Source organism: Streptomyces sp. NPDC033221 (assembly GCF_055577005.1).
The window spans coordinates 118,406-136,984 of sequence record NZ_JBVIQN010000022.1; the positions used below are offsets into that span (position 1 = coordinate 118,406).

General features: G+C 70.4%; 13 protein-coding genes, 3 tRNA genes and 1 CRISPR repeat array. Of the genes, 8 read left to right on the forward strand and 8 right to left on the reverse strand.

Annotation, left to right across the window (positions count from 1 at the left end):
• Nucleotides 1-3 precede the first annotated feature (3 nt).
• The 4 genes from ACZ53K_RS26605 to ACZ53K_RS26620 all read left to right on the forward strand — a co-directional run bounded on the left by ACZ53K_RS26605 (nucleotide 4) and on the right by ACZ53K_RS26620 (nucleotide 5,819).
• Nucleotides 4-1,296: an NAD(P)/FAD-dependent oxidoreductase gene (locus ACZ53K_RS26605; RefSeq protein WP_468841146.1), complete on the forward strand. Its 1,293-nt coding sequence runs from the start codon at nucleotides 4-6 to the stop codon at nucleotides 1,294-1,296.
• A gap of 143 nt (nucleotides 1,297-1,439) precedes the next feature.
• A complete protein-coding gene (locus ACZ53K_RS26610) occupies nucleotides 1,440-2,402 on the forward strand; it encodes a pyridoxal-phosphate dependent enzyme (RefSeq protein ID WP_468841148.1) in 963 nt (320 codons plus the stop codon).
• A gap of 101 nt (nucleotides 2,403-2,503) precedes the next feature.
• A complete protein-coding gene (gene dnaG, locus ACZ53K_RS26615; RefSeq protein ID WP_468841150.1) occupies nucleotides 2,504-4,417 on the forward strand; it encodes a DNA primase in 1,914 nt (637 codons plus the stop codon).
• A 205-nt stretch (nucleotides 4,418-4,622) separates the two neighbouring features.
• Nucleotides 4,623-5,819 carry an RNA polymerase sigma factor gene (locus ACZ53K_RS26620; RefSeq protein ID WP_468841152.1) on the forward strand — a complete coding sequence of 399 codons (1,197 nt, stop codon included), beginning with the start codon at nucleotides 4,623-4,625 and terminating at the stop codon, nucleotides 5,817-5,819.
• Between the two features lie 63 nt (nucleotides 5,820-5,882).
• Here ACZ53K_RS26620 and ACZ53K_RS26625 read toward each other — a convergent pair whose 3' ends face one another.
• Both ACZ53K_RS26625 and ACZ53K_RS26630 read right to left on the reverse strand, forming a co-directional pair.
• On the reverse strand, nucleotides 5,883-7,322 hold the full coding sequence (locus ACZ53K_RS26625) for an FGGY family carbohydrate kinase (protein ID WP_468841154.1): 1,440 nt from the start codon (nucleotides 7,320-7,322) through the stop codon (nucleotides 5,883-5,885).
• 110 nt (nucleotides 7,323-7,432) lie between these two features.
• Nucleotides 7,433-7,732, reverse strand: a complete 300-nt coding sequence (locus ACZ53K_RS26630) for a YtxH domain-containing protein (RefSeq protein WP_468841156.1) — start codon at nucleotides 7,730-7,732, stop codon at nucleotides 7,433-7,435.
• A gap of 224 nt (nucleotides 7,733-7,956) precedes the next feature.
• Between ACZ53K_RS26630 and ACZ53K_RS26635 the strand changes: the two genes are divergently transcribed.
• From ACZ53K_RS26635 to ACZ53K_RS26650, 4 genes are all read left to right on the forward strand, one after another.
• Nucleotides 7,957-8,029: transfer RNA gene (locus ACZ53K_RS26635), tRNA-Asn, on the forward strand.
• 5 nt (nucleotides 8,030-8,034) lie between these two features.
• Nucleotides 8,035-8,107 (forward strand) — tRNA-Asn (locus ACZ53K_RS26640).
• Between the two features lie 180 nt (nucleotides 8,108-8,287).
• Nucleotides 8,288-8,364, forward strand: a tRNA-Ile gene (locus ACZ53K_RS26645).
• An 825-nt stretch (nucleotides 8,365-9,189) separates the two neighbouring features.
• Nucleotides 9,190-9,461: direct repeats of the CRISPR family, unit length 29 nt; unit sequence GGGAACAGCCCCGCACGCGCGGGGACCAC.
• A 1,607-nt stretch (nucleotides 9,462-11,068) separates the two neighbouring features.
• Nucleotides 11,069-12,094 (forward strand): isocitrate/isopropylmalate dehydrogenase family protein, encoded by a 1,026-nt coding sequence (locus tag ACZ53K_RS26650; protein WP_468841158.1) that lies wholly within the window; start codon nucleotides 11,069-11,071, stop codon nucleotides 12,092-12,094.
• A 21-nt stretch (nucleotides 12,095-12,115) separates the two neighbouring features.
• Here the strand turns inward: ACZ53K_RS26650 and ACZ53K_RS26655 are convergent, their stop codons facing one another.
• The 6 genes from ACZ53K_RS26655 to ACZ53K_RS26680 are packed head-to-tail and all read right to left on the reverse strand — an operon-like array spanning nucleotide 12,116 to nucleotide 18,579.
• The gene (locus tag ACZ53K_RS26655) at nucleotides 12,116-12,442 is read right to left on the reverse strand and encodes an antibiotic biosynthesis monooxygenase family protein (RefSeq protein ID WP_468841160.1); all 327 of its coding nucleotides are present in this window, start codon (nucleotides 12,440-12,442) and stop codon (nucleotides 12,116-12,118) included.
• A 55-nt stretch (nucleotides 12,443-12,497) separates the two neighbouring features.
• On the reverse strand, nucleotides 12,498-13,841 hold the full coding sequence (locus ACZ53K_RS26660) for an FAD-dependent oxidoreductase (protein ID WP_468841161.1): 1,344 nt from the start codon (nucleotides 13,839-13,841) through the stop codon (nucleotides 12,498-12,500).
• 38 nt (nucleotides 13,842-13,879) lie between these two features.
• Nucleotides 13,880-15,091 (reverse strand): cytochrome P450, encoded by a 1,212-nt coding sequence (locus ACZ53K_RS26665; protein WP_468841163.1) that lies wholly within the window; start codon nucleotides 15,089-15,091, stop codon nucleotides 13,880-13,882.
• 46 nt (nucleotides 15,092-15,137) lie between these two features.
• Nucleotides 15,138-16,904: a non-ribosomal peptide synthetase gene (locus ACZ53K_RS26670; protein ID WP_468841165.1), complete on the reverse strand. Its 1,767-nt coding sequence runs from the start codon at nucleotides 16,902-16,904 to the stop codon at nucleotides 15,138-15,140.
• A complete protein-coding gene (locus ACZ53K_RS26675) occupies nucleotides 16,901-17,971 on the reverse strand; it encodes an LLM class flavin-dependent oxidoreductase (RefSeq protein WP_468841167.1) in 1,071 nt (356 codons plus the stop codon). Before ACZ53K_RS26675 ends, ACZ53K_RS26670 begins: the two co-directional genes overlap by 4 nt.
• On the reverse strand, nucleotides 17,968-18,579 hold the full coding sequence (locus ACZ53K_RS26680; protein WP_468841169.1) for a flavin reductase family protein: 612 nt from the start codon (nucleotides 18,577-18,579) through the stop codon (nucleotides 17,968-17,970). Before ACZ53K_RS26680 ends, ACZ53K_RS26675 begins: the two co-directional genes overlap by 4 nt.

The following is an 18,579-nucleotide window of genomic DNA, read 5'->3' on the forward strand; positions in this document are numbered from 1 at the left end:
CAAGTGGTCGACGCACACCAGACGTTCGTCATCGTCGGGGGTGGCCTGGCCGGGGCAAAGGCCGCCGAGACCCTTCGCGCGGAAGGCTTCACCGGCCGGGTGATACTGATCTGCGACGAACGCGACCACCCCTACGAGCGCCCCCCGCTCTCCAAGGGGTACCTGCTCGGCAAGGAGGAACGGGACAGCGTCTTCGTCCACGAGCCCGCCTGGTACGCCGGAGCGGACATCGAACTGCACCTCGGCCAGCCCGCCGTCCACCTCGACCCGGCGGCCCGCACGGTCCGGCTCGGCGACGGCACCCTGATCGCGTACGACAAGCTCCTGCTGGCCACCGGCGCCGAGCCGCGCCGCCTGGAGATCCCCGGCACCGACCTGGTCGGCGTCCACCACCTGCGCCGCCTGGCGCACGCCGAGCGGCTGCGCGGCGTCCTGCAGTCCCTCGGCCGGGACAACGGCCACCTCGTCATCGCCGGCGCCGGCTGGATCGGCCTGGAAGTCGCCGCCGCCGCCCGCTCGTACGGCGCCGAGGTGACCGTCGTGGAGCCCGAGCCGACCCCGCTGCACAGCGTCGTCGGGCCCGAACTGGGCAGCCTCTTCACCGACCTGCACAGCGAGCACGGCGTCCGCTTCCACTTCGGCGCCCGGCTGACCGAGATCACCGGACAGGACGGCGTGGTGCTGGCCGCCCGTACCGACGACGGCGAGGAGCACCCGGCCCACGACGTGCTCGCCGCGATCGGCGCCGCCCCCCGCACGGCCCTGGCCGAGCAGGCCGGGCTGGCCCTGGTCGGCCCGGCGCACGGCGGAGGCGTCGCCGTGGATGCTTCACTGCGCACCTCGGATCCGCACATCTACGCGGCCGGTGACATCGCCGCCTTCCCGTACTCCCTGCTGCCCGGCACCGGTGACGGCGACGGCGGCGGCGAGCCCGTCGGACTGCGCGTCGAACACTGGGCCAACGCCCTCAACGGCGGCCCCGCCGCGGCCCGCGCCATGCTCGGCCAGGACGTCACCTACGACCGGATTCCCTACTTCTTCTCCGACCAGTACGACATCGGACTGGAGTACTCCGGCTACGCGCCCCCGGGCTCGTACGACCAGGTGGTGTGCCGCGGCGACGTCGGCAAGCGCGAGTTCATCGCCTTCTGGCTGTGCGAGGGGCGGCTGCTGGCGGGCATGAACGTCAACATGTGGGACGTCACCGAGCCGATCCAGCAACTCATCCGTTCGGGTAAGGTCCTCGACCCGAACGCGCTGGCCAGTCCGCAGGTGGCGCTGGACTCGCTGCTCTGAGGACGGGGGCGGGGCCGCACAGGCGGGACGGGGAAAGTCCCGAAGGCAGGGCGGAGGGAGGCCCGTACCGCCCCGCCCGCCGTCCGCCTGCCCGCCCGGAGGACGCGGCCCCGCACCGCACCGACGCCCAGGGAGAACCATCCATGAGCGCAGTCACCGTCACGCTCGACGACGTCCAGGACGCCGCCGCCCGCATCAAGGGCGTCGTCCACCGCACCCCCGTGCTGCGGTCCCGCACCCTCGACGCCCTCGTGGGCGCCGAGGTGCACCTCAAGTGCGAGAACTTCCAGCGGGCCGGCGCCTTCAAGTTCCGCGGCGCCTACCACGCCGTCTCCCGGCTGGCGCCGGAGCAGCTCGCCCGCGGCGTCGCGGCGTTCTCCTCCGGCAACCACGCCCAGGCGGTCGCGCTGGCCGCCCGGGAGCTGGGCAGCAGCGCGGTGATCCTCATGCCGGAGGACTCGCCGCGCTCCAAACGGGACGCGACCGAGGGGTACGGCGCCGAGATCGTCACGTACGACCGCTACACCGGCGACCGGGCCGCGCTCGGCGCGCGGCTCGCCGCCGAGCGCGGCCTGGCCCTGATCCCGCCGTACGACCATCCGCACGTCATCGCCGGTCAGGGCACCGCCGCCCTGGAGCTGATCGAGGCGACCGGCCCGCTGGACGCCCTGCTCACGCCGGTCGGCGGGGGCGGGCTGATGGCGGGCTCGGCGGTCGCCGCCACCGCGCTGTCCCCCGGCATCCGCATGATCGGAGTCGAGCCGGAGGCCGGGGACGACACCGCGCGCTCGCTGGCGGCCGGCGAGCGGGTGCGCATCCCCGTACCGCGGACCATCGCCGACGGCCAGGCGCTCGCGGAGCCCGGCGAGCTGACCTTCCCGATCAACCGGCGGCTGCTGGACTCGGTGGTGCTGGTCACCGACGAGGAGATCCGGGCCGCGATGCGGCTGGCCTTCGAACGGCTGAAGATCGTCACCGAGCCCAGCGGGGCGAGCGCGCTGGCCGCCCTGCTGGCCGGCGCCGTCGAGCCGCTGCCGCGCCGGGTCGGCGTGGTGATCTCCGGCGGCAACATCGGGCTGGACCGCTTCCTGGAACTGATGGCCTGAGGCGCGGTCCGAGGGCGTGGAAACGGGCCGCCCGGCGGCAGTGACCCGGCCGCCGGGCGGGCCCGGACCGGACTGTCGTACCCCACCCGTAGAATTCAGGCGTGGCAGGCAGGATCAACGATGACGACGTGAAGGCGGTGCGGGACGCGGTCCCGATCGACGCCGTCGTGTCCGAGTACCTCCAGCTGCGTAACGCTGGCGGCGGCAACCTCAAGGGCCTGTGCCCCTTCCACGACGAGAAGTCCCCGTCGTTCCACGTCAGCCCCGCCAAGGGTCTCTACCACTGCTTCGGCTGCCAGGAGGGCGGGGATGTCGTCGACTTCATCATGAAGCTCGACCACCTCTCCTTCGCCGAGACCATCGAGCGGCTCGCCTCCCAGGCCGGCATCACGCTGCGCTACGAGGAGGGCGGGTACGCCCCGGGCCGCCAGCAGGGCGAGCGCACCCGCCTGGTCGAGGCCCACAAGGCCGCCGCCCAGTACTACACCGAGCAGCTGGACAGCCCCGAGGCCGAGATCGGCCGCACGTTCCTCGCCGAGCGCGGCTTCGACCAGGCCGCCGCCCGGCACTTCGGCGTCGGCTACAGCCCGGCCGGCTGGGACCACCTCACCCGGTTCCTGCGCGGCCGCGGCTTCAGCGACCAGGAGCTGATCCTCTCCGGCCTCTCCCAGGACGGTCGCCGCGGCCCCATCGACCGCTTCCGCGGCCGCCTGATGTGGCCGATCCGCGACATCGCCGGCGAAGTCGTCGGCTTCGGCGCCCGCAAGCTGCGCGAGGACGACAGCGGCCCCAAGTACCTGAACACCCCGGAGACCCCGCTCTACCGCAAGTCCCAGGTCCTGTACGGCATCGACCTCGCCAAGAAGGAGATCGCCAAGACCAGTCGCGCGGTCGTCGTCGAGGGCTACACCGACGTCATGGCCTGCTACCTGGCCGGCGTCCGCACCGCCATCGCCACCTGCGGCACCAGCTTCGGCGAGGGCCACATCAAGATCCTGCGCCGGCTGCTGATGGACAACTCCGGCTCCGAGGTCGTCTTCACCTTCGACGGCGACGCGGCCGGCCAGAAGGCCGCGCTGCGCGCCTTCGAGGACGACCAGAAGTTCGCCGCCCAGACCTCCATCGCCATCACCCCCGGCGGCATGGACCCGTGCGACCTGCGGCTGGCCAAGGGCGACGCCGCCGTCGCCGGCCTGGTGGAGTCCCGTACGCCGCTGTTCGAGTTCGCGCTGCGCCAGGTCGTCGCCCGGCACAACCTGGACACGACCGTGGGCCGCGCCGCCGCCCTCGACGAGGCGGCGCCCATCGTCGCCAACATCAAGAACAGCTCCATCCAGCACGAGTCCGCCGTGCAGCTGGCCGGGATGCTCGGCATCCTGGACACCCAGTTCGTCGTCCGCCGGGTCGGCCAGCTCGCCCGCTGGGCCCGCGAGCGCGGCCAGAACGGCCAGGACCCGTCCCGTACGGGCCGCCGGGCCACCCCGCAGGCCCCCGAGGCCGCCCAGCAGCCGTCCGGCCCCAGCGGCCCCGCGCTGAACCTCCGCAGTCCCGCCCACCGCGTCGAACGGGAACTGCTCAAGCTGGCCCTCCAGCGCCCCGACCTGGTCTCGCCCGCCTTCGACGCGTACGGCGCCGACGAGTTCACCGCACCCCCGTACGCCACCGTCCGCCGGTGCATCGAGGACGCGGGGGGCGCGCTGTCGGCCGCGGGCGACAACACCTACCTCGCCCGGGTCCGTGAGGCCGCCCCCGACGACCGGGTCCGCGCCATGGTCACCGAGCTGGCCGTGGAGCCGCTGCACACCCGCCGGGACGCCGACGAGGCGTATGCCGGCGTCCAGTTGGTGGCCGTCCGGCTGGCCGCCGTCAACCGCCGCGTCACGGACATCCGCGGCGCCCTCCAGCGCCTCGGCCCGAACGCCGACCCCCAGCACCTGGCCGCCGTCCAGAACGAACTGTGGGTCCTCCAGCAGTACGGCCAGTCCCTGCGCGAACGCGGCTACGCGGCGCTGTAGCCGCCCGCTCTCGGCCCGCTCCCGGCGGCCGGGCGCCTCCGGGTGCCCCCGGGGCCACCGCCCGCGCGGGCGGCCCGCACGCGGCCGCGGGGCCGCGGACGGGCCCGCACCCACCCCGCCGTAGCCGCGCGGTCACCGTCCGGACCCAAAAAGTGCCCGCACGCCCCTCGTGGCGGGCGTGTGTCGTACTCCACACTGAGGAGCGGTGCCTGAGTCCTCGGAGCGCGGCGGGTCCGGACGTACGGAACCGGAATCCCCCGCGGAACCGCTCTTGATGTACGGGACGGACAGCGGCTCGGCCGCAGACGGTCCCGGCCCTTCCGCCGCCTCAGCAGCGATCACACTGGAGGTCGCCCCCGTGCAGACCCGGACCCTCGCCGACGCGCCGGCCGCGGATTCGGCCACCGTGCCGCAGCAGGCCGAGCCGCCCGCGCCCGAAATCCTCGTGGAGGAGATCGCCCCGGAGCCGCCGCCCCGCCCCGAGGCCGGCGGTCCGTCCTCCGACCTGTTCCGCCAGTACCTGCGCGAGATCGGCCGGATACCGCTGCTCACCGCCGTGGAGGAGGTCGAACTGGCCCGCCGCGTCGAAGCCGGCCTGTTCGCCGAGGAACGGCTGCGGCTCGCCCCCGACCTGGACTCCCAACTCGCCCTGGACCTCGACAAACTCGTCGTCCTCGGCCGGATGGCCAAACGCCGCCTCATCGAGGCCAACCTGCGCCTGGTCGTCTCCGTCGCCAAGCGCTACGTCGGCCGCGGCCTGACCATGCTCGACCTGGTCCAGGAGGGCAACCTCGGGCTGATCCGCGCCGTGGAGAAGTTCGACTACGCCCGCGGCTACAAGTTCTCCACGTACGCCACGTGGTGGATCCGCCAGGCCATGTCCCGCGCGCTGGCCGACCAGGCCCGCACCATCCGCGTCCCGGTGCACGTCGTGGAGCTGATCAACCGGGTCGTCCGGGTACAGCGCCGGATGCTCCAGGAGCGCGGCTACGAACCCACGCCCGAGGAGGTCGCCGCCCAGCTCGACCTGCTCCCGGAACGCGTCAGCGAGGTCCTGCGGCTCGCCCAGGAACCCGTCTCCCTGCACGCCCCCGTGGGCGAGGAGGACGACGTCGCACTCGGCGACCTCATCGAGGACGGCGACGCCGCGTCCCCCGTGGAGTCGGCCGCCTTCCTGCTCCTGCGCGAGCACCTCGAAGCGGTCCTGTCCACCCTCGGCGAACGGGAACGCAAGGTCGTCCAGCTGCGCTACGGCCTCGTCGACGGCCGCCCCCGCACCCTGGAGGAGATCGGCCGGATCTTCGGCGTCACCCGCGAACGCATCCGCCAGATCGAGTCCAAGACCCTGAACAAGCTCCGCGACCACGCGTTCGCCGATCAGCTGCGGGGCTACCTGGACTGACGGACGCGCGGCGGACGCCGCAGTACCCCTCTCCGAGCCCGAGCCCGGGCGCGACCGGCGACCCTATTGCGCGGACATGAACGCCCCTGCGTAGCTCTCCTCCCGCACCGCGATGTACTGCTGGCGCACCGCCTGCCCGACCGGCAGGTCCTCACCCGGCTCGAATACCTGGCTGGCCGCCGCGGGCCAGCGCGGCGGCTCGTGCGGGGCCAGCGTGCCGTGCGCCGCGCCCAGCGCCCAGGCAGCCTGCCGCGCCGCGCCCAGCGCCGCGTAGTCCGCCGGCTGCGGCACCACGACCTGCGCCCCGAACAGTCCCGGCGCCGCCGCCTGCACGGCACCCAGCTCGGCCGCCGCGCCCAGCAGGAACACCCGGTGCACCTCGACGCCGCGCCCGCGCAGCACGTCCAGCGCGTCCGCGAGCCCGCACAGCATGCCCTCGAAGGCCGCCCGCGCCAGATGCTCCGGCTTCATGCTCTCGCGCCGCAGCCCGTGCAGCGATCCCGCCGTGTGCGGCAGGTGCGGCGTCCGCTCGCCCTCCAGGTACGGCAGCAGCACCATGCCGTACGAGCCGGGCGTCGACTTCAGCGCCAGCTCGGACAGCCCCGGCAGATCGGTGCCCAGCATCTCGGCCGTGCCGCGCAGCACCCGTACCGCGTTGCTCGTGTGCACCACCGGCAGGTGCATTCCCGTAGCGTCCGCGAACGAGGTGATCGTGCCGTTGGAGTCCGCCAGCGCCTCGTGGTGGATGCCGAAGACCGAGCCCGAGGCGCCCAGCGACACCACCGCGTCGCCCGCGCCGACCCCCAGCCCGAAGGCGGCGGCCATCGTCTCGCCCGTACCGGCGGAGATCAGCAGCCCTTCCGGCGTGAACCCGGCGGTGCCGGACGGCCCCAGCACCTCCGGCAGCCGCACCTGGTGCCCGAGCGCCAGCTCCACCAGGTCGGGCCGGTACGCGCCGGTCGCAGCCGACCAGTACCCGGTACCCGAGGCACCGCCCCGGTCCGTCGTGCGCCGGGCGGGCCGCCCCAGCAGCTGCCACACCAGCCAGTCGTGCGGCTGCAGGACCTCGGCGACGCGCGCCGCGTTCGCCGGTTCGTTGCGCGCCAGCCAGCGCAGCTTGGTCAGCGGCTGGGCGGCGTGCGGGACGGCGCCGACGGCCTGCGTCCAGGCGGCCCGGCCGCCGAGCGAGTCGATCAGATCGGCCGCGGCGCTCTGCGCCCGCCGGTCGTTGCCGACCAGCGCGGCCCGTACGAGGGCGCCGTCGGCGTCCAGCGGCAGCATCCCGTGCTGCTGCGCGGACACCCCGATCGCCTGTACGCCCTCCAGAAGCCCGTTGCCCGCGGCCTCGCCGAGTGACATCAGCCACGCCTGCGGGTCGATCTCGTGTCCCTTTTCGGCGGGGTGCGGCGCGTACCCCTGCCTGATGACGGCACCTGTGTCCGCGTCGCAGACGACGATCCGTGTGCTCTCGGACGAACTGTCCAGCCCGGCGACTATCCCCATGCCCCCAGATGATGCCCCATGGACGGGACGTGACGGCCGCCAGGTTCACACCCCCGGGGCAGGACGGCGGACGCGGACGGCCGGCCCCGGCCGCCCGCGCGGTACCGGGGTCAGGTGTTGCTCGTACCCCAGTCGTCCTCACCGGTGCCGCGCTGCTCGCGCAGCGCGCGGATGCGGTCGGCCACCGGCCCCGGCATCCGGTCGCCCACCTTGGCGGACACCTTGTCGAACGCCTTGGTGGCCACCTCGCGGCCGCCGAGTGCGGCGGACTCCGCGGTGTTGCGTACAGCCGGGTTCTGCGCGATCCGCCGGGCACTCTTGCGGAGCTGCTCGTACCGCTCGCGGCCCGCCTTGGTGCCGAGCACGTACCCGATGGCCAGTCCCGTGATGAACGTCAGCCGGTAGCGCATCGTCGCTCCACCTCTCCCTCTCGTCGGTCTCGCTCGCGCGCGCTGTGCATGGGCCCGCCGGTCCGTGCTGCCCGCGTACCCACGGACCAGAAGATCATCCGGGACCACCCGCGGCCATACCGATTGGCGGAGCACCCCCCTGCTTGCGCTAATGTATGTGCAGCAGCGAGCGCACGCCCGTCCGGAGCCCCCGGAACGGAGTGCATTCGAGGCACACAGAGCATTCCCCTGTAGCTCAATTGGCAGAGCAGCCGGCTGTTAACCGGCAGGTTACTGGTTCGAGTCCAGTCGGGGGAGCTCGGTCCCCTGTAGCTCAATTGGCAGAGCATTCGGCTGTTAACCGGAGGGTTACTGGTTCGAGTCCAGTCGGGGGAGCAGGACGGAAGAGGACCCCCACGGGGGTCCTTTTTCCTGTGCGGTGGAACCGAACACCCGGTGGTCGAAGTCCTCTTGGACGAGCATGGCAGCCCATCGCGGACCCACCCGCGCAACAGATCGTATGAGCGGCTATGCTGCGGCAGACGGCGCGCACAAATGTGCGCGGCGCGCCGTTTCGGGGCGGTAGCTCAGCCGGTTAGAGCAGCGGACTCATAATCCGTCGGCCGTGGGTTCGAGTCCCACCCGCCCCACCAGCAAAATCGATCTGACCTGCGAAAACGCGGTTGAAGGGATCGTTTGCGTGAGGCGTTTGCCTCGGTGCGGTGAGGCAAACGCGGGCTTGTGCGGCCTGGTCGAGCCTCCGGGGCCCTGGTGACCTGGGGTTTTGGAGTGGCGCCGGGGTGGGAGACGTAGTCGATGCTCCCACGGCCGTTACGTAAGACTCCCCACCCGGATCGAACAAGAACGTATCGTGATCTCCACGCGGCCCGGACCTGTGTCGCCCATCCCACAGCCGCCTTCCACAACCGTCACGGCCCCAAGAGCGGCGATGCGACGTGCCCGCCCTTCCTGGCAAGCGCCGAAAGGCGGCGGGGCCGCCGTCCACGATGACGACGCGGCGCCGGAGGATAGCTTCGGCCGATGAGTCCCAGCGGCTGCCGGTGAGGCCGGGCGGTCAGCGGTCAGGTGGCGGCAGGTCTTCCCATCGCGTGGGCGACGATCGGTTGGCCGATGACGAGGGTGCACCGAAGGTCCGGCCTTCCGTGGCGTTCGGAGCAGCCCCGTGCAGGTGGGGACCATCGGAGCGGCGACCCGCGCAACGTCGGCAACGCGGGACCGCTCCGCACGCGCGGGGACCCCTGCGCCGGGCCCCGACCGGCAGCGCCCCACGGGGAACAGCCCCGCACGCGCGGGGACCACAAGGTCGCGCAGCGGCAGGCCGAGCGGGACACGGGAACAGCCCCGCACGCGCGGGGACCACGCGCGCTGCCGCTCCCGCTCGGCGGCGGTGGCGGGATCACCCCCCCCCGCACGCGCGGGGACCACTCCCTGGTGGGTGATGCGGCCCCGGATGCCGAGGGATCACCCCCGCACGCGCGGGGACCACAGACTGCTTATAGAGGTTCAATGGCTCACCAGGGATCACCCCCGCACGCGCGGGGACCACTACGCCGACACCATCGCCCAGGCCCGAGCCGCGGGATCACCCCCGCACGCGCGGGGACCACGAGAAGAAGCTTCCACCGCAGGAGGACGGGCTGGGAACAGCCCCGCACGCGCGGGGACCACTTCGTGCCGACCGCCACGTCTCCAACGCCCCAGGGAACAGCCCCGCACGCGCGGGGACCACAGGCCGCGACCAGCGGTTTTACCTGGCGGATCGCGGTCTCTTACTCACTTTCGAGAACTCCGACATTTCGTCCTACGAGGGGTGTTCGAGGCGGAGGTTTAGTGACCTGATCACGCTACTACCTGCAGGCGGTGGACATGCATCCTCGATGTCGTCGGCCTCTTGCGAGGAGAGCTGAAGGGCGCAGGGGGCTTGGGTGATTGAGGCGGAGGTTTGGTGCAGCTTCTACTCCGCATTCGGACTATGTAATTGGCCGACCCGGAGCCGGTTTCGCCCCGCGGTGGTCGTGCTCGGTGTCGTTGGTGAAGGTCAGCGAAATGACCTCACCACAGGGTGTCGCCTCTCCTGGTGTTGAGGGCTGTCACGTGGCGACAGCCGATGTTCGGTGACGGATGCTGGCTGAGTGGGCGCGGTGCATGGTCGCGGCCCGAGTCTGGCGAGGGGATACTGCGCGTAGCCGCTGGGAGAGTCGACCCTGCAGTTTTGAGGCGGTCCGCCCGTCCGCGTGTTGTGTGCGCTTCGCGGCGGAGCTTCGCCGTCTCGACCGGAACGTCACGAGCTCCGCATGAGAACTCAAAACTGGTGAGGCAATTGCCTCACCGTGCCGGACTGATCAGGACCCGAGAGGGCGAAGCAGGATCGAATCGGATAGATATGTCCGATTGCTCGACGAAACCGCAGGTGAGATGGCCCACCCGTTTAGGTTCGAGTCCCACCCGCCCCACCAGCAAAATCGATCTGACCTGCGAAAACGCGGTTGAAGGGATCGTTTGCGTGAGGCGTTTGCCTCGGTGCGGTGAGGCAAACGCGGGCTTGTGCGGCCTGGTCGAGCCTCCGGGGCCCTGGTGACCTGGGGTTTTGGGGCGGCGCCGGGGTGGGAGACGTAGTCGATGCTCCCACGGCTCCGTGGAAGACGGCCTGTCTGAACCGAGCATCGACTCGCCGCCATCTCTGCCCGACCACAGAACCTGTGCGACCTGCCTCACAACCAAAACCGTGGCCACAACCTCCAAGGCTCCGAGGCGGCCGAGCGACATGCCCCTGTGTCCCTCCAGGGGAGAACCCGGCGGATGCAGAGCACCCTGAGTGTGGCTTCTCCGAAGTGAAGATCGTGATCAGGAGGGCGGCGATCAGGGGCGGTCTCCTCCAGCCGCGCCGGTGGCGATCGGCCAGCTGGCGGTGGGGGTGCACCGAAGCTCTCGCCCTCGTCTCCCGGGCGAACGGGTGCGGCATCACCGGCATGTCATGCAGGCTCTGGCGAGCTTCTCTGCGAATGGCCCGGGGGCTGATCGTGTCCCTGCCGCGGTGGTGGCTGTTCCGCCATGTAACGCCCCCTCTCGTGATCAAGGTAGGAGTGCTCGTGGGGGGGGGGCGGCTCACGGGTCGCTCGCAGGTGCAGGGGGCTCCTGAGGTTCAGGGGCGGTGCGTCAGTTGTCGTGCGTGACTCGCCGGCCGGGGCGCGCTGTGCGTCCAGGCAGGATGGCGAACGATCCATGACAGAAGCGAGTGGTCATCGGAGCCTAGACGCCTAGCCTCTCCCTACGCCGTGCCCAGGTCGTCGATCGGTCGGCGGATGTTCCCTCTTCCAACTCCGGAGAAGGTGGCCCTTGAATTCCATCACCGTCGTACCTGGCGACGGCATCGGTCCTGAAGTGATCGAGTCTGCGCTCCAGGTACTGGATGCCCTGGACACCGGCCTGTCGATCGATGTACTGGACCACATAAATGCGGATCGCTATCGTCGAGAAGGCCATGCATTGAGTGAGGCGGATCTGTCGCGCGTATCCGCGAGTTCCGCAATCCTGCTGGGGGCCATCGGGCGGCCCGATGTGGAAGAGACCGATTATGTACGTAGCGTGCTGCTGCGTCTACGACTCTCGTTCGATTTGTATGCGAACTGTCGTCCGGTCCGGTTGTGGCACGACCGGCTCAGCCCGCTGAGGGATCCAGCGAGGCGCACACTTGACTGTGTGATCGTCCGGGAGAACACCGAGGGCCTTTACAGCGGCGTCGGCGGCAACCTCCGTGTGTCTTCGCCGCAGGAGGTGGCCATCGACGCGGACGTCAACACATGGCACGGCGTTTCCAGGATTCTGGACTTTGCGTTCTCCGTGGCGCGCCGTGAAGTCTGCCTGGTGGACAAGGCCAATGCGGTACGGGCTGGCGGCCGCCTGTGGCAGGAGTGCTGGCAGCACACCACGGAACGCCATTCCGGAACGGCTAACAGGCACCTCTACATCGACACTGCGGCGATGAAGATTGTCACCGAACCGGACCGCTTCGACGTGATCGTGGCGAGTAACTCGTACGGCGACATTCTGAGCGATCTGGCGGCTGCTCTGGCCGGCGGTTTGGGTCTGGCGCCGTCGGCGAACCTCAACCCCGAGACTGGGTTCGGCTTATTTGAGCCGGTACATGGCTCGGCTCCGGATATCGCGGGGGAGGGCGTGGCGAACCCCTTCGCGTGTCTGCTCACCGCTGCATTGCTCATCAGGCACTTGGGGTACGAGGTTGAGGCGGCCGCGATCGATTCCGCAGTCACCGGATCGATCGCGGCCGGGCGCGTCACTCCTGATCTCGGTGGTTCGCTGAGCACGCGGCAGGTGACCCGTGCGGTGCTCGCCGCGCTGTGACCGGCGGCCCCGCGCCACGGCTCAGGGCGCCGGGTACTCCTCGGGAGCTTTGCTGGAGCTGGTGCGGACAACCTCGGTAATGCTGAGTTCGAAGAATTCGTACCACTTGTCGCGGCCGAGCTGCTGTGCGTCCTGGTGTTCGGGGTCGTTGCGCCATTTTTCCAGGGTCTCGGGGTTCCGCCACCACACGAGGGCCAGGCGCTCGCCGTCCTCAGCCACGTAGTTCTTGAGGTGGACCAGATCCTCGCCGGCCATCTCCCGCACCTTCTTCGCCAGGTGATCCTCCGTTGTCCCGTACGCGTCGTCGACCTGCTCGGAGAAACGCGACCTGAAAGCGACCAGAATCACTGTGCCCTCCCGGCACTCATCTCTTGAACGGACACATCTGACATGCGGTGTTGGCTCACTGGGCAGGCACGGCCGCGCGGAGTTGCTGATCAGGCAGATCGGCGGCGGTGGAGCCGTGCCGGCTGAGTATCCGCTGGGACAGGTCCCGCAGCCTTCTTTCCTCGGCGAGTGCGGAGCTGTAGCTCTCCTCGCTGAACGCGCAGCGCTCGTATAGGGGGACGAACCGGTCCGGCATCAGGTCCACCAGCCGCCTGGCCACGGCCTCTTCGGCCTCGTGCCGTGGGTCCGGCAGCCGGGACATGGTGCGGTAGTGCTGGTAGGAGATGTCGGCGATCGCGTCGCCGTCGTTCTTCCGAGCCTGTTCGTAGGCCGCGAAAGCCCGCTGCCAGTCGCCTTCCCGGTCCAGGCAGCTCACAAGTGTGCGGACGTCTTCGAAGGCACAGTTCATGCCCTGTCCCATGAAGGGCGCCATGGCATGGCAGGAGTCGCCGACGAGTACGGCCCGGCCACCCGAGGTCCATGCGTCGCAACGGGTCAGCCGCACGGTGGAGATCGGTTTGGTGGCCAGCTGCTCCTCCAGGTCCGGAACGCCGCCGGGCAGGTCGGGGAAGACCTCGGCGAACTGCCGGGCCAGTGCGCGGCCGCCGGTCGCGGCGGCGTAGGAGGGGGCGGGGCCGTCCTTCCGGAAGAACACCGAGCCCGCGAACCGCGGGGAGGAGACCAGGGGGAACGCCCCGAAGAGTGCGTCACCGGCCGGCCAGTAGTGCATGAGCCCGCGATCGCAGGCCGGCAGGTCGAGTTCGATCTCCTGGTAGGCCAGTTCCAGAGTGCTGACCTGCTCGTGGGCACCGTGCTCGACCAGGGAGGCGCGAACCACCGAGTGGACACCGTCGCAGCCGATGACGTGCCGACAGCGGATCCATCGCTCGGCGGTCTCGGCCCGCACCAACAACGCCGGCGCCTGGAGATCGACGGCGAGGACCGGGCGTTCGAAGTGGAAGTCCACTCCCGGTTCGGCCTCGGCCGCGTCGAGGAGGAGGCGGTGCAACCGGTGCCGCTCGATCGCCCAGATCGGTGCTCCGTCACGGCTGTAGGGGGTCACCACGGTGGAGCCGTCCGGCAAGTGTCCGCAGCGGGCCGTGAGCGGTACGCACATCCGGCGTACGGCCTCCTCCAGACCGAGTTCGCGCAGCACGCGCCATCCTCGATGCGACAGGATGACCATGAGGGACCGGCCCTGCCCGGCCGGGAGATGACGGGGATCGGCGTGCCGTTCCAGCACGGTGACCCGGCCGAATCGCCGGGCCAGGTACATCGCGGCGACCGGGCCGGCCAGCCCGGCCCCGACCACCACGATGCCGCTCCTCGTCGCGGGGCCGGCCGTTCGAGGGTCGTGCATGATGTGCTCCTCCTGAGACGGGGCGGACTCGGGCCGGGCTACCAGGCCACCGGAAGCTCACGGACGCCGTAGGCCACACCGTCGTACTTGAACGGGACGTCGGCGAAGTCGATGGCGAGACGCAGGGTGGGGATGCGCCGGTAGAGCGTGCCGTAGACAACCTGCAGTTCCAGGGTGGCGAGCGGGCGGCCGAGGCAGTGGTGTGGGCCAAAGCCGAAGGCCAGGTGGTGCGCGGCGTCCCGGGTGATGTCCAGGCGGTCGGGGTCGGGGAAGTTCTCCGGATCCCGGTTCGCCAGCTCGCTGGCCAAAATGATCCCCTCTCCGGCGCGGATGGTGATCTCTCCGACGGTGATGTCCTCCAAGGCCACACGCCGGCGTCCGGAGTGCGAGATGTTGAGGTAGCGGATCAGTTCATCGACCGCGCGGTTGATCAGCGCCGGGTCCTCGGTCTTCTGCAGGAGCGCCAACTGGTCGGGGTTGCGCAGCAGGGCCAGAGTGCCCAGAGCGATCATGTTCCCGGTGGTTTCCAGGCCGGCGACGAGCAGCGTCATGGAGATGTACGACAGCTGCTCGGGGCTCAGTTCGCCAGCGCGTACCTGGGTCTCGATCACCGAGGAGATCAAGCCGTCCGCAGGTTGCTCCAGCTGCCGTTCGATCAGTTCCCTGAGGTAGCCGCGCAGCGCCTCCTGAGCGCCCACCACCACCTCGGGTGAGCTGTCGCGGTGCAGCATCATGGTGCTCTGTTCCTGGAAGAACTCGTGGTCGGCGTAGGGCACGCCGAGCATGCGGCAGATCACCTGGGTGGAGGTGGGGAAGGCGAACCGGCTGACGAGGTCGGCCGGATTGGGGCCGGCGAGCAGGTCGTCGATGAGCCCGTTGACGATGGCGGTGACGTCGCCCCTGAGCGCCTCCACGGTACGAATGGCGAAGGGCGAGGACACCATGCGGCGCTGGCGGGCATGCTCCGGGTCGTCGATGGCCACGAAAGAGCGGCCGTCCTTGCGGCGCTCGCGGCTGCCCAGGTCGAAATGCGGGTAACCGGGCTTGGTCGAGTCGGCGCTGACCCTGGGATCGACCAGGAGCTTGCGTCCGAGGTCGTACCCGGTGATCAGCCACGGGGTGCTGCCGTCCCAGAGCCTGACCCGCACCGGGTCGTCGAGCGCGCGCATGGTGGACGGCGGGTCGAAGGGGCAGGCCGACTCCTTCAGGATGGGGAACTGGACCAACTCCTGAGTCACGGGACTCTCCATTCCTTGGTGTGCCGGGCCGCGGCTCTGGCGCGGCCCTCCTTGGTGGTCAACCGTTCAGGCTCTGGGCGATTTCCCGAAGGTCGCGTGCGCCGAGCACCACCCGGATGGGTACACGCACCCCCAGCTCTTCGCGCAGTGAGCCGATCAGCCGGCCCGCCAGCAGGGAGTTGCCGCCCAACTCGAAGAAGTTCGACTCGGGGTCGGCCTTCGGCAGGCCGAGCAGCCGGGCGATCGTGTCGTAGAGCCGGTCCTCCGGCGAGCGGGCTTCCTGGGAGGTGCTGGCCGGGGGCCGCGCGGTGGTGCCGCCCTGCGCGGCGAGGGCACCGCGGTCGACCTTGCCGTTGGGCAACGTGGGGAAGGTATCGAGGACCCGGATGTGGGTCGGCACCATGTACTCCGGTAGGGCGGCGGTCAGCCGGGCCCGCAGATCGGCGGGGTCGGCGACGGTGCCGGGGCGGGCGGTGACGTAGGCGACGAGCCGGGCGTCGGCGAGTGTTCCCTCGACGACCACCGCCGCCAGATCGATGTCCGGCCGACTGGTCAGGAAGGCCTCGATCTCCCCCACCTCGACGCGGAAACCCCGCAGTTTCACCTGGCCGTCCATCCGGCCGGCGAAGTGAAACCGGCCGTCCCCGTCCTTTCGGCCGCGGTCGCCGGACCGGTACATCCGACTGCCGGGCGGCCCGAAGGGGTCGGGCAGGAACCGTGCGGCGGTCAGCCCCGGACGGCCCACGTAGCCACGAGCCAACCCGGAGCCGGCCAGGTACAGCTCGCCGTCCTCACCGTCGGCCACCGGCCGCAGGCGCTCGTCGAGCACGTACACTCGCGCTCCGGTCCAGGGGATGCCGATCCCCACGCCGTCCGCCTCGGTGATCGGGCCGGCGATGGTACAGCCGACCGTCACCTCTGTGGGTCCGTAGCCGTTGAACATACGCCGCCCCGACGCCCAGGTGCGGAGCAGCGCGGGGGTACAGGCATCACCGGTGGACATGATCGTGCCCCGGGGCAGCACTCCCCGGCTCTCTGTGACGCTCAGCGCGGCCGGTGGCAGTACCGCGTGGTCGATCGCGTTCTTGACCAGGGTCTCGTGCAGGGCGTCGCCGGGCAGCAGGTCCTCGTCGTCGGCCACCACCAGAGTGCTCCCGTGCAGCAGGGCGAGGGCGATGTCCCAGAACCCGGCGTCGAAGCTGACGGACGCCCAGGCGAGAACGCGCTCGCCGGGAGCAGGCCGGAAGCGGTCCGCCTGGGTGGCGACCAGATCGGCGACACCCTCGTGCGTGACCGCGACGCCCTTCGGTGTCCCGGTCGAGCCGGAGGTGTAGATCACGTAGAGGAGGTGCAGGTCCGACAGCGGCTCCAAGCGTTCGGCCTGGCGCACATCCGCGGTGCTGTACTGGGAGCAAGCCTCGGCACATGCCGCAGAGTCGAGTACGACTTCGTCCAGACCCAGACCCAGACCCTCGGCCGAGCCCGCCCCGGCGCGCACGAGCAGAGCCGGGGCGGCGTCCTGGACCATGAACGCCTTGCGGTCCGTCGGGTACCGGGCGTCGAAAGGAAGGTAGGCGCCGCCGGCTTTGAGGATCGCCAGGAGCGCGACGACCAGTTCGAGGGAGCGGGGCACCATCAGCGCGACCAGGGTGTCCGGGCCCACGCCCCGGTCGATGAGCAGCCGGGCCAGCTGGTTGGCGCGCTCGTTGAGTGCGCGGTAAGTGAGTGAGGTGTCCTTGTACAGGACCGCGGGAGCGTCCGGGGTGCGCGCGGCCTGTATCTCGAAGAACTCCGGCACCGTACGGGAGGCCGGGTCCGTGGTCATCGGATACCGCTCAGGTGAGGGCGGACCTCGGAAGCGAACAGCTTCAGGCTGCGCTCCATCGTCTCCAGGGGCTGCTGCCCGTAGTCGAGCTGGAACAGGACGGTGTCGACCCCGAGCTCGGCCTCGATCTGCTGCAACTGCTCGACCGCCCGGTCGGGCGAGCCGATGACCGCCAGTCCAGCGGCCTCGCTGGGGCCGGCCTGGTGCCTGTCCACCACGGCCTCGCGGTACCCCTGGTACGACGTGGAGGTGCGGTCACGCCACGACGCGGCGGCCGAACCGAAGGTGTCCCAGTGCCGGCGCAGTGCCGCGGTGCCCTGCTCCACCGCTTCCTCGTGCGAGTCGGCCAGGTACAGCGCGACGCTGATCGCGACGCTGGGCCGCTTGCCGGCGTTCTTCGGCGCATGGGTGAACCTGTCGCGGTATACCTCGATCATTTCGCGCACCTGCGGTACCTGTTCGCGGCTGGGCGCCGAGGCGATCAGAAGGTTGTAGCCGGAGTCGCCGATCCATTCAAAACTTGAACGGGTGAGGAGGGCGGCGGCCCACACGGGAGGGTGCGGGTCCTGGGTCGGGGCCGGGAGGGAGTTGGCATCCCGGTAGCGGAAGAACGGCGTTTCCTCGCACACGTCGTTCTGGGTCCACAGCCGGACGACGGCGTCCACGGTGGCGCGAAAACGCTCCGTGTTGCTGTCCATGTCGATGCCGAAGGAGTCGAACTCATAGGGCAGGAAAGCGCGCGCGAAACCGACGTCCAGTCGGCCGCCACTGAGCGCGTCGAGTTGTGCGGTGCGGGCCGCGAGCTGGATCGGGTGGTGGAAAGAGGCCTGGATGCCTCCGGTCATCAGCCGGATCCTGCGGGTGCGTGCCGCGACAGCGGACAGGAAGCCGAGCGGATCGGGGCAGTACCCGCCGTAGGGGTGCAAGTAGTGTTCGGTCATCTTGACGTATTCCAGCCCGAGGTCCTCCGACAACTCGGACACCGCCAGCAGGTTGGCGTAGAAGTCTTCGGCGCTGCGGTGCTGCGGAGCGGTGTCCGGCAGCAGCGATATTCCGTAGCTCGTCATTTCTTCCTCTCTGGGGCCGGGTTCGAGGGGTGGGCCGACAACGGGGTGCGGGAATGCGGCGCGGAATGGATGTGGGCGAGGGACCAGTACTCGCGCATTCCGTGGACGAGTGGGCGTGGCCGTGCGTCGTCGCAGGTGGTGACTTTGCACACCTCGCCGAAGACGACCACGTGGTCGGCGACGGAGACCGAGCTGGTGACGCGGCAGTCGGCTACGGAGTGGGCGTCGTCGGCGAGGTGCGGCCCGCCGTACTCCGGCCGCACGGTCCACGCCACGTGCTCGAAGCGGTCGAGCGCCCCGCCGGCAAACAGTTCGGCGACCCCGCGAGCCCGCTCGTCCAGCAGATTGACGGCGAAACCGCCGGTCCTGCTGAGAACGGCGAGGGTGCGGCTGGTGCGCTGGATGCAGACCAGCAATATGGGCGGACTGACTGACACGCTGGAGACGGCGGTACAGGTCATCCCGTACTGCTGTCCGTCTTCGTCGGCAGTGGTGACTACGGCGACGCCGGCCGGGAAAGCCGCCATCAGTGTCCTGTATGCGGTCGCGGAGACCGGTTCGGCCGCGGTGCGGCCGTCGGGGCCCGCCATGGAAATGGGTGTGATCAC

Excerpts from the sequence above, each read along its gene's own strand:
- ACZ53K_RS26610 (WP_468841148.1), top strand. The coding sequence starts at position 1,440 with ATGAGCGCAGTCACCGTCACGCTCGACGACGTCCAGGACGCCGCCGCC.
- ACZ53K_RS26625 (WP_468841154.1), bottom strand. The coding sequence starts at position 7,322 with ATGGGGATAGTCGCCGGGCTGGACAGTTCGTCCGAGAGCACACGGATC.
- ACZ53K_RS26630 (WP_468841156.1), bottom strand. The coding sequence starts at position 7,732 with ATGCGCTACCGGCTGACGTTCATCACGGGACTGGCCATCGGGTACGTG.
- ACZ53K_RS26660 (WP_468841161.1), bottom strand. The coding sequence starts at position 13,841 with ATGCACGACCCTCGAACGGCCGGCCCCGCGACGAGGAGCGGCATCGTG.
- ACZ53K_RS26665 (WP_468841163.1), bottom strand. The coding sequence starts at position 15,091 with ATGGAGAGTCCCGTGACTCAGGAGTTGGTCCAGTTCCCCATCCTGAAG.
- ACZ53K_RS26670 (WP_468841165.1), bottom strand. The coding sequence starts at position 16,904 with ATGACCACGGACCCGGCCTCCCGTACGGTGCCGGAGTTCTTCGAGATA.
- ACZ53K_RS26675 (WP_468841167.1), bottom strand. The coding sequence starts at position 17,971 with ATGACGAGCTACGGAATATCGCTGCTGCCGGACACCGCTCCGCAGCAC.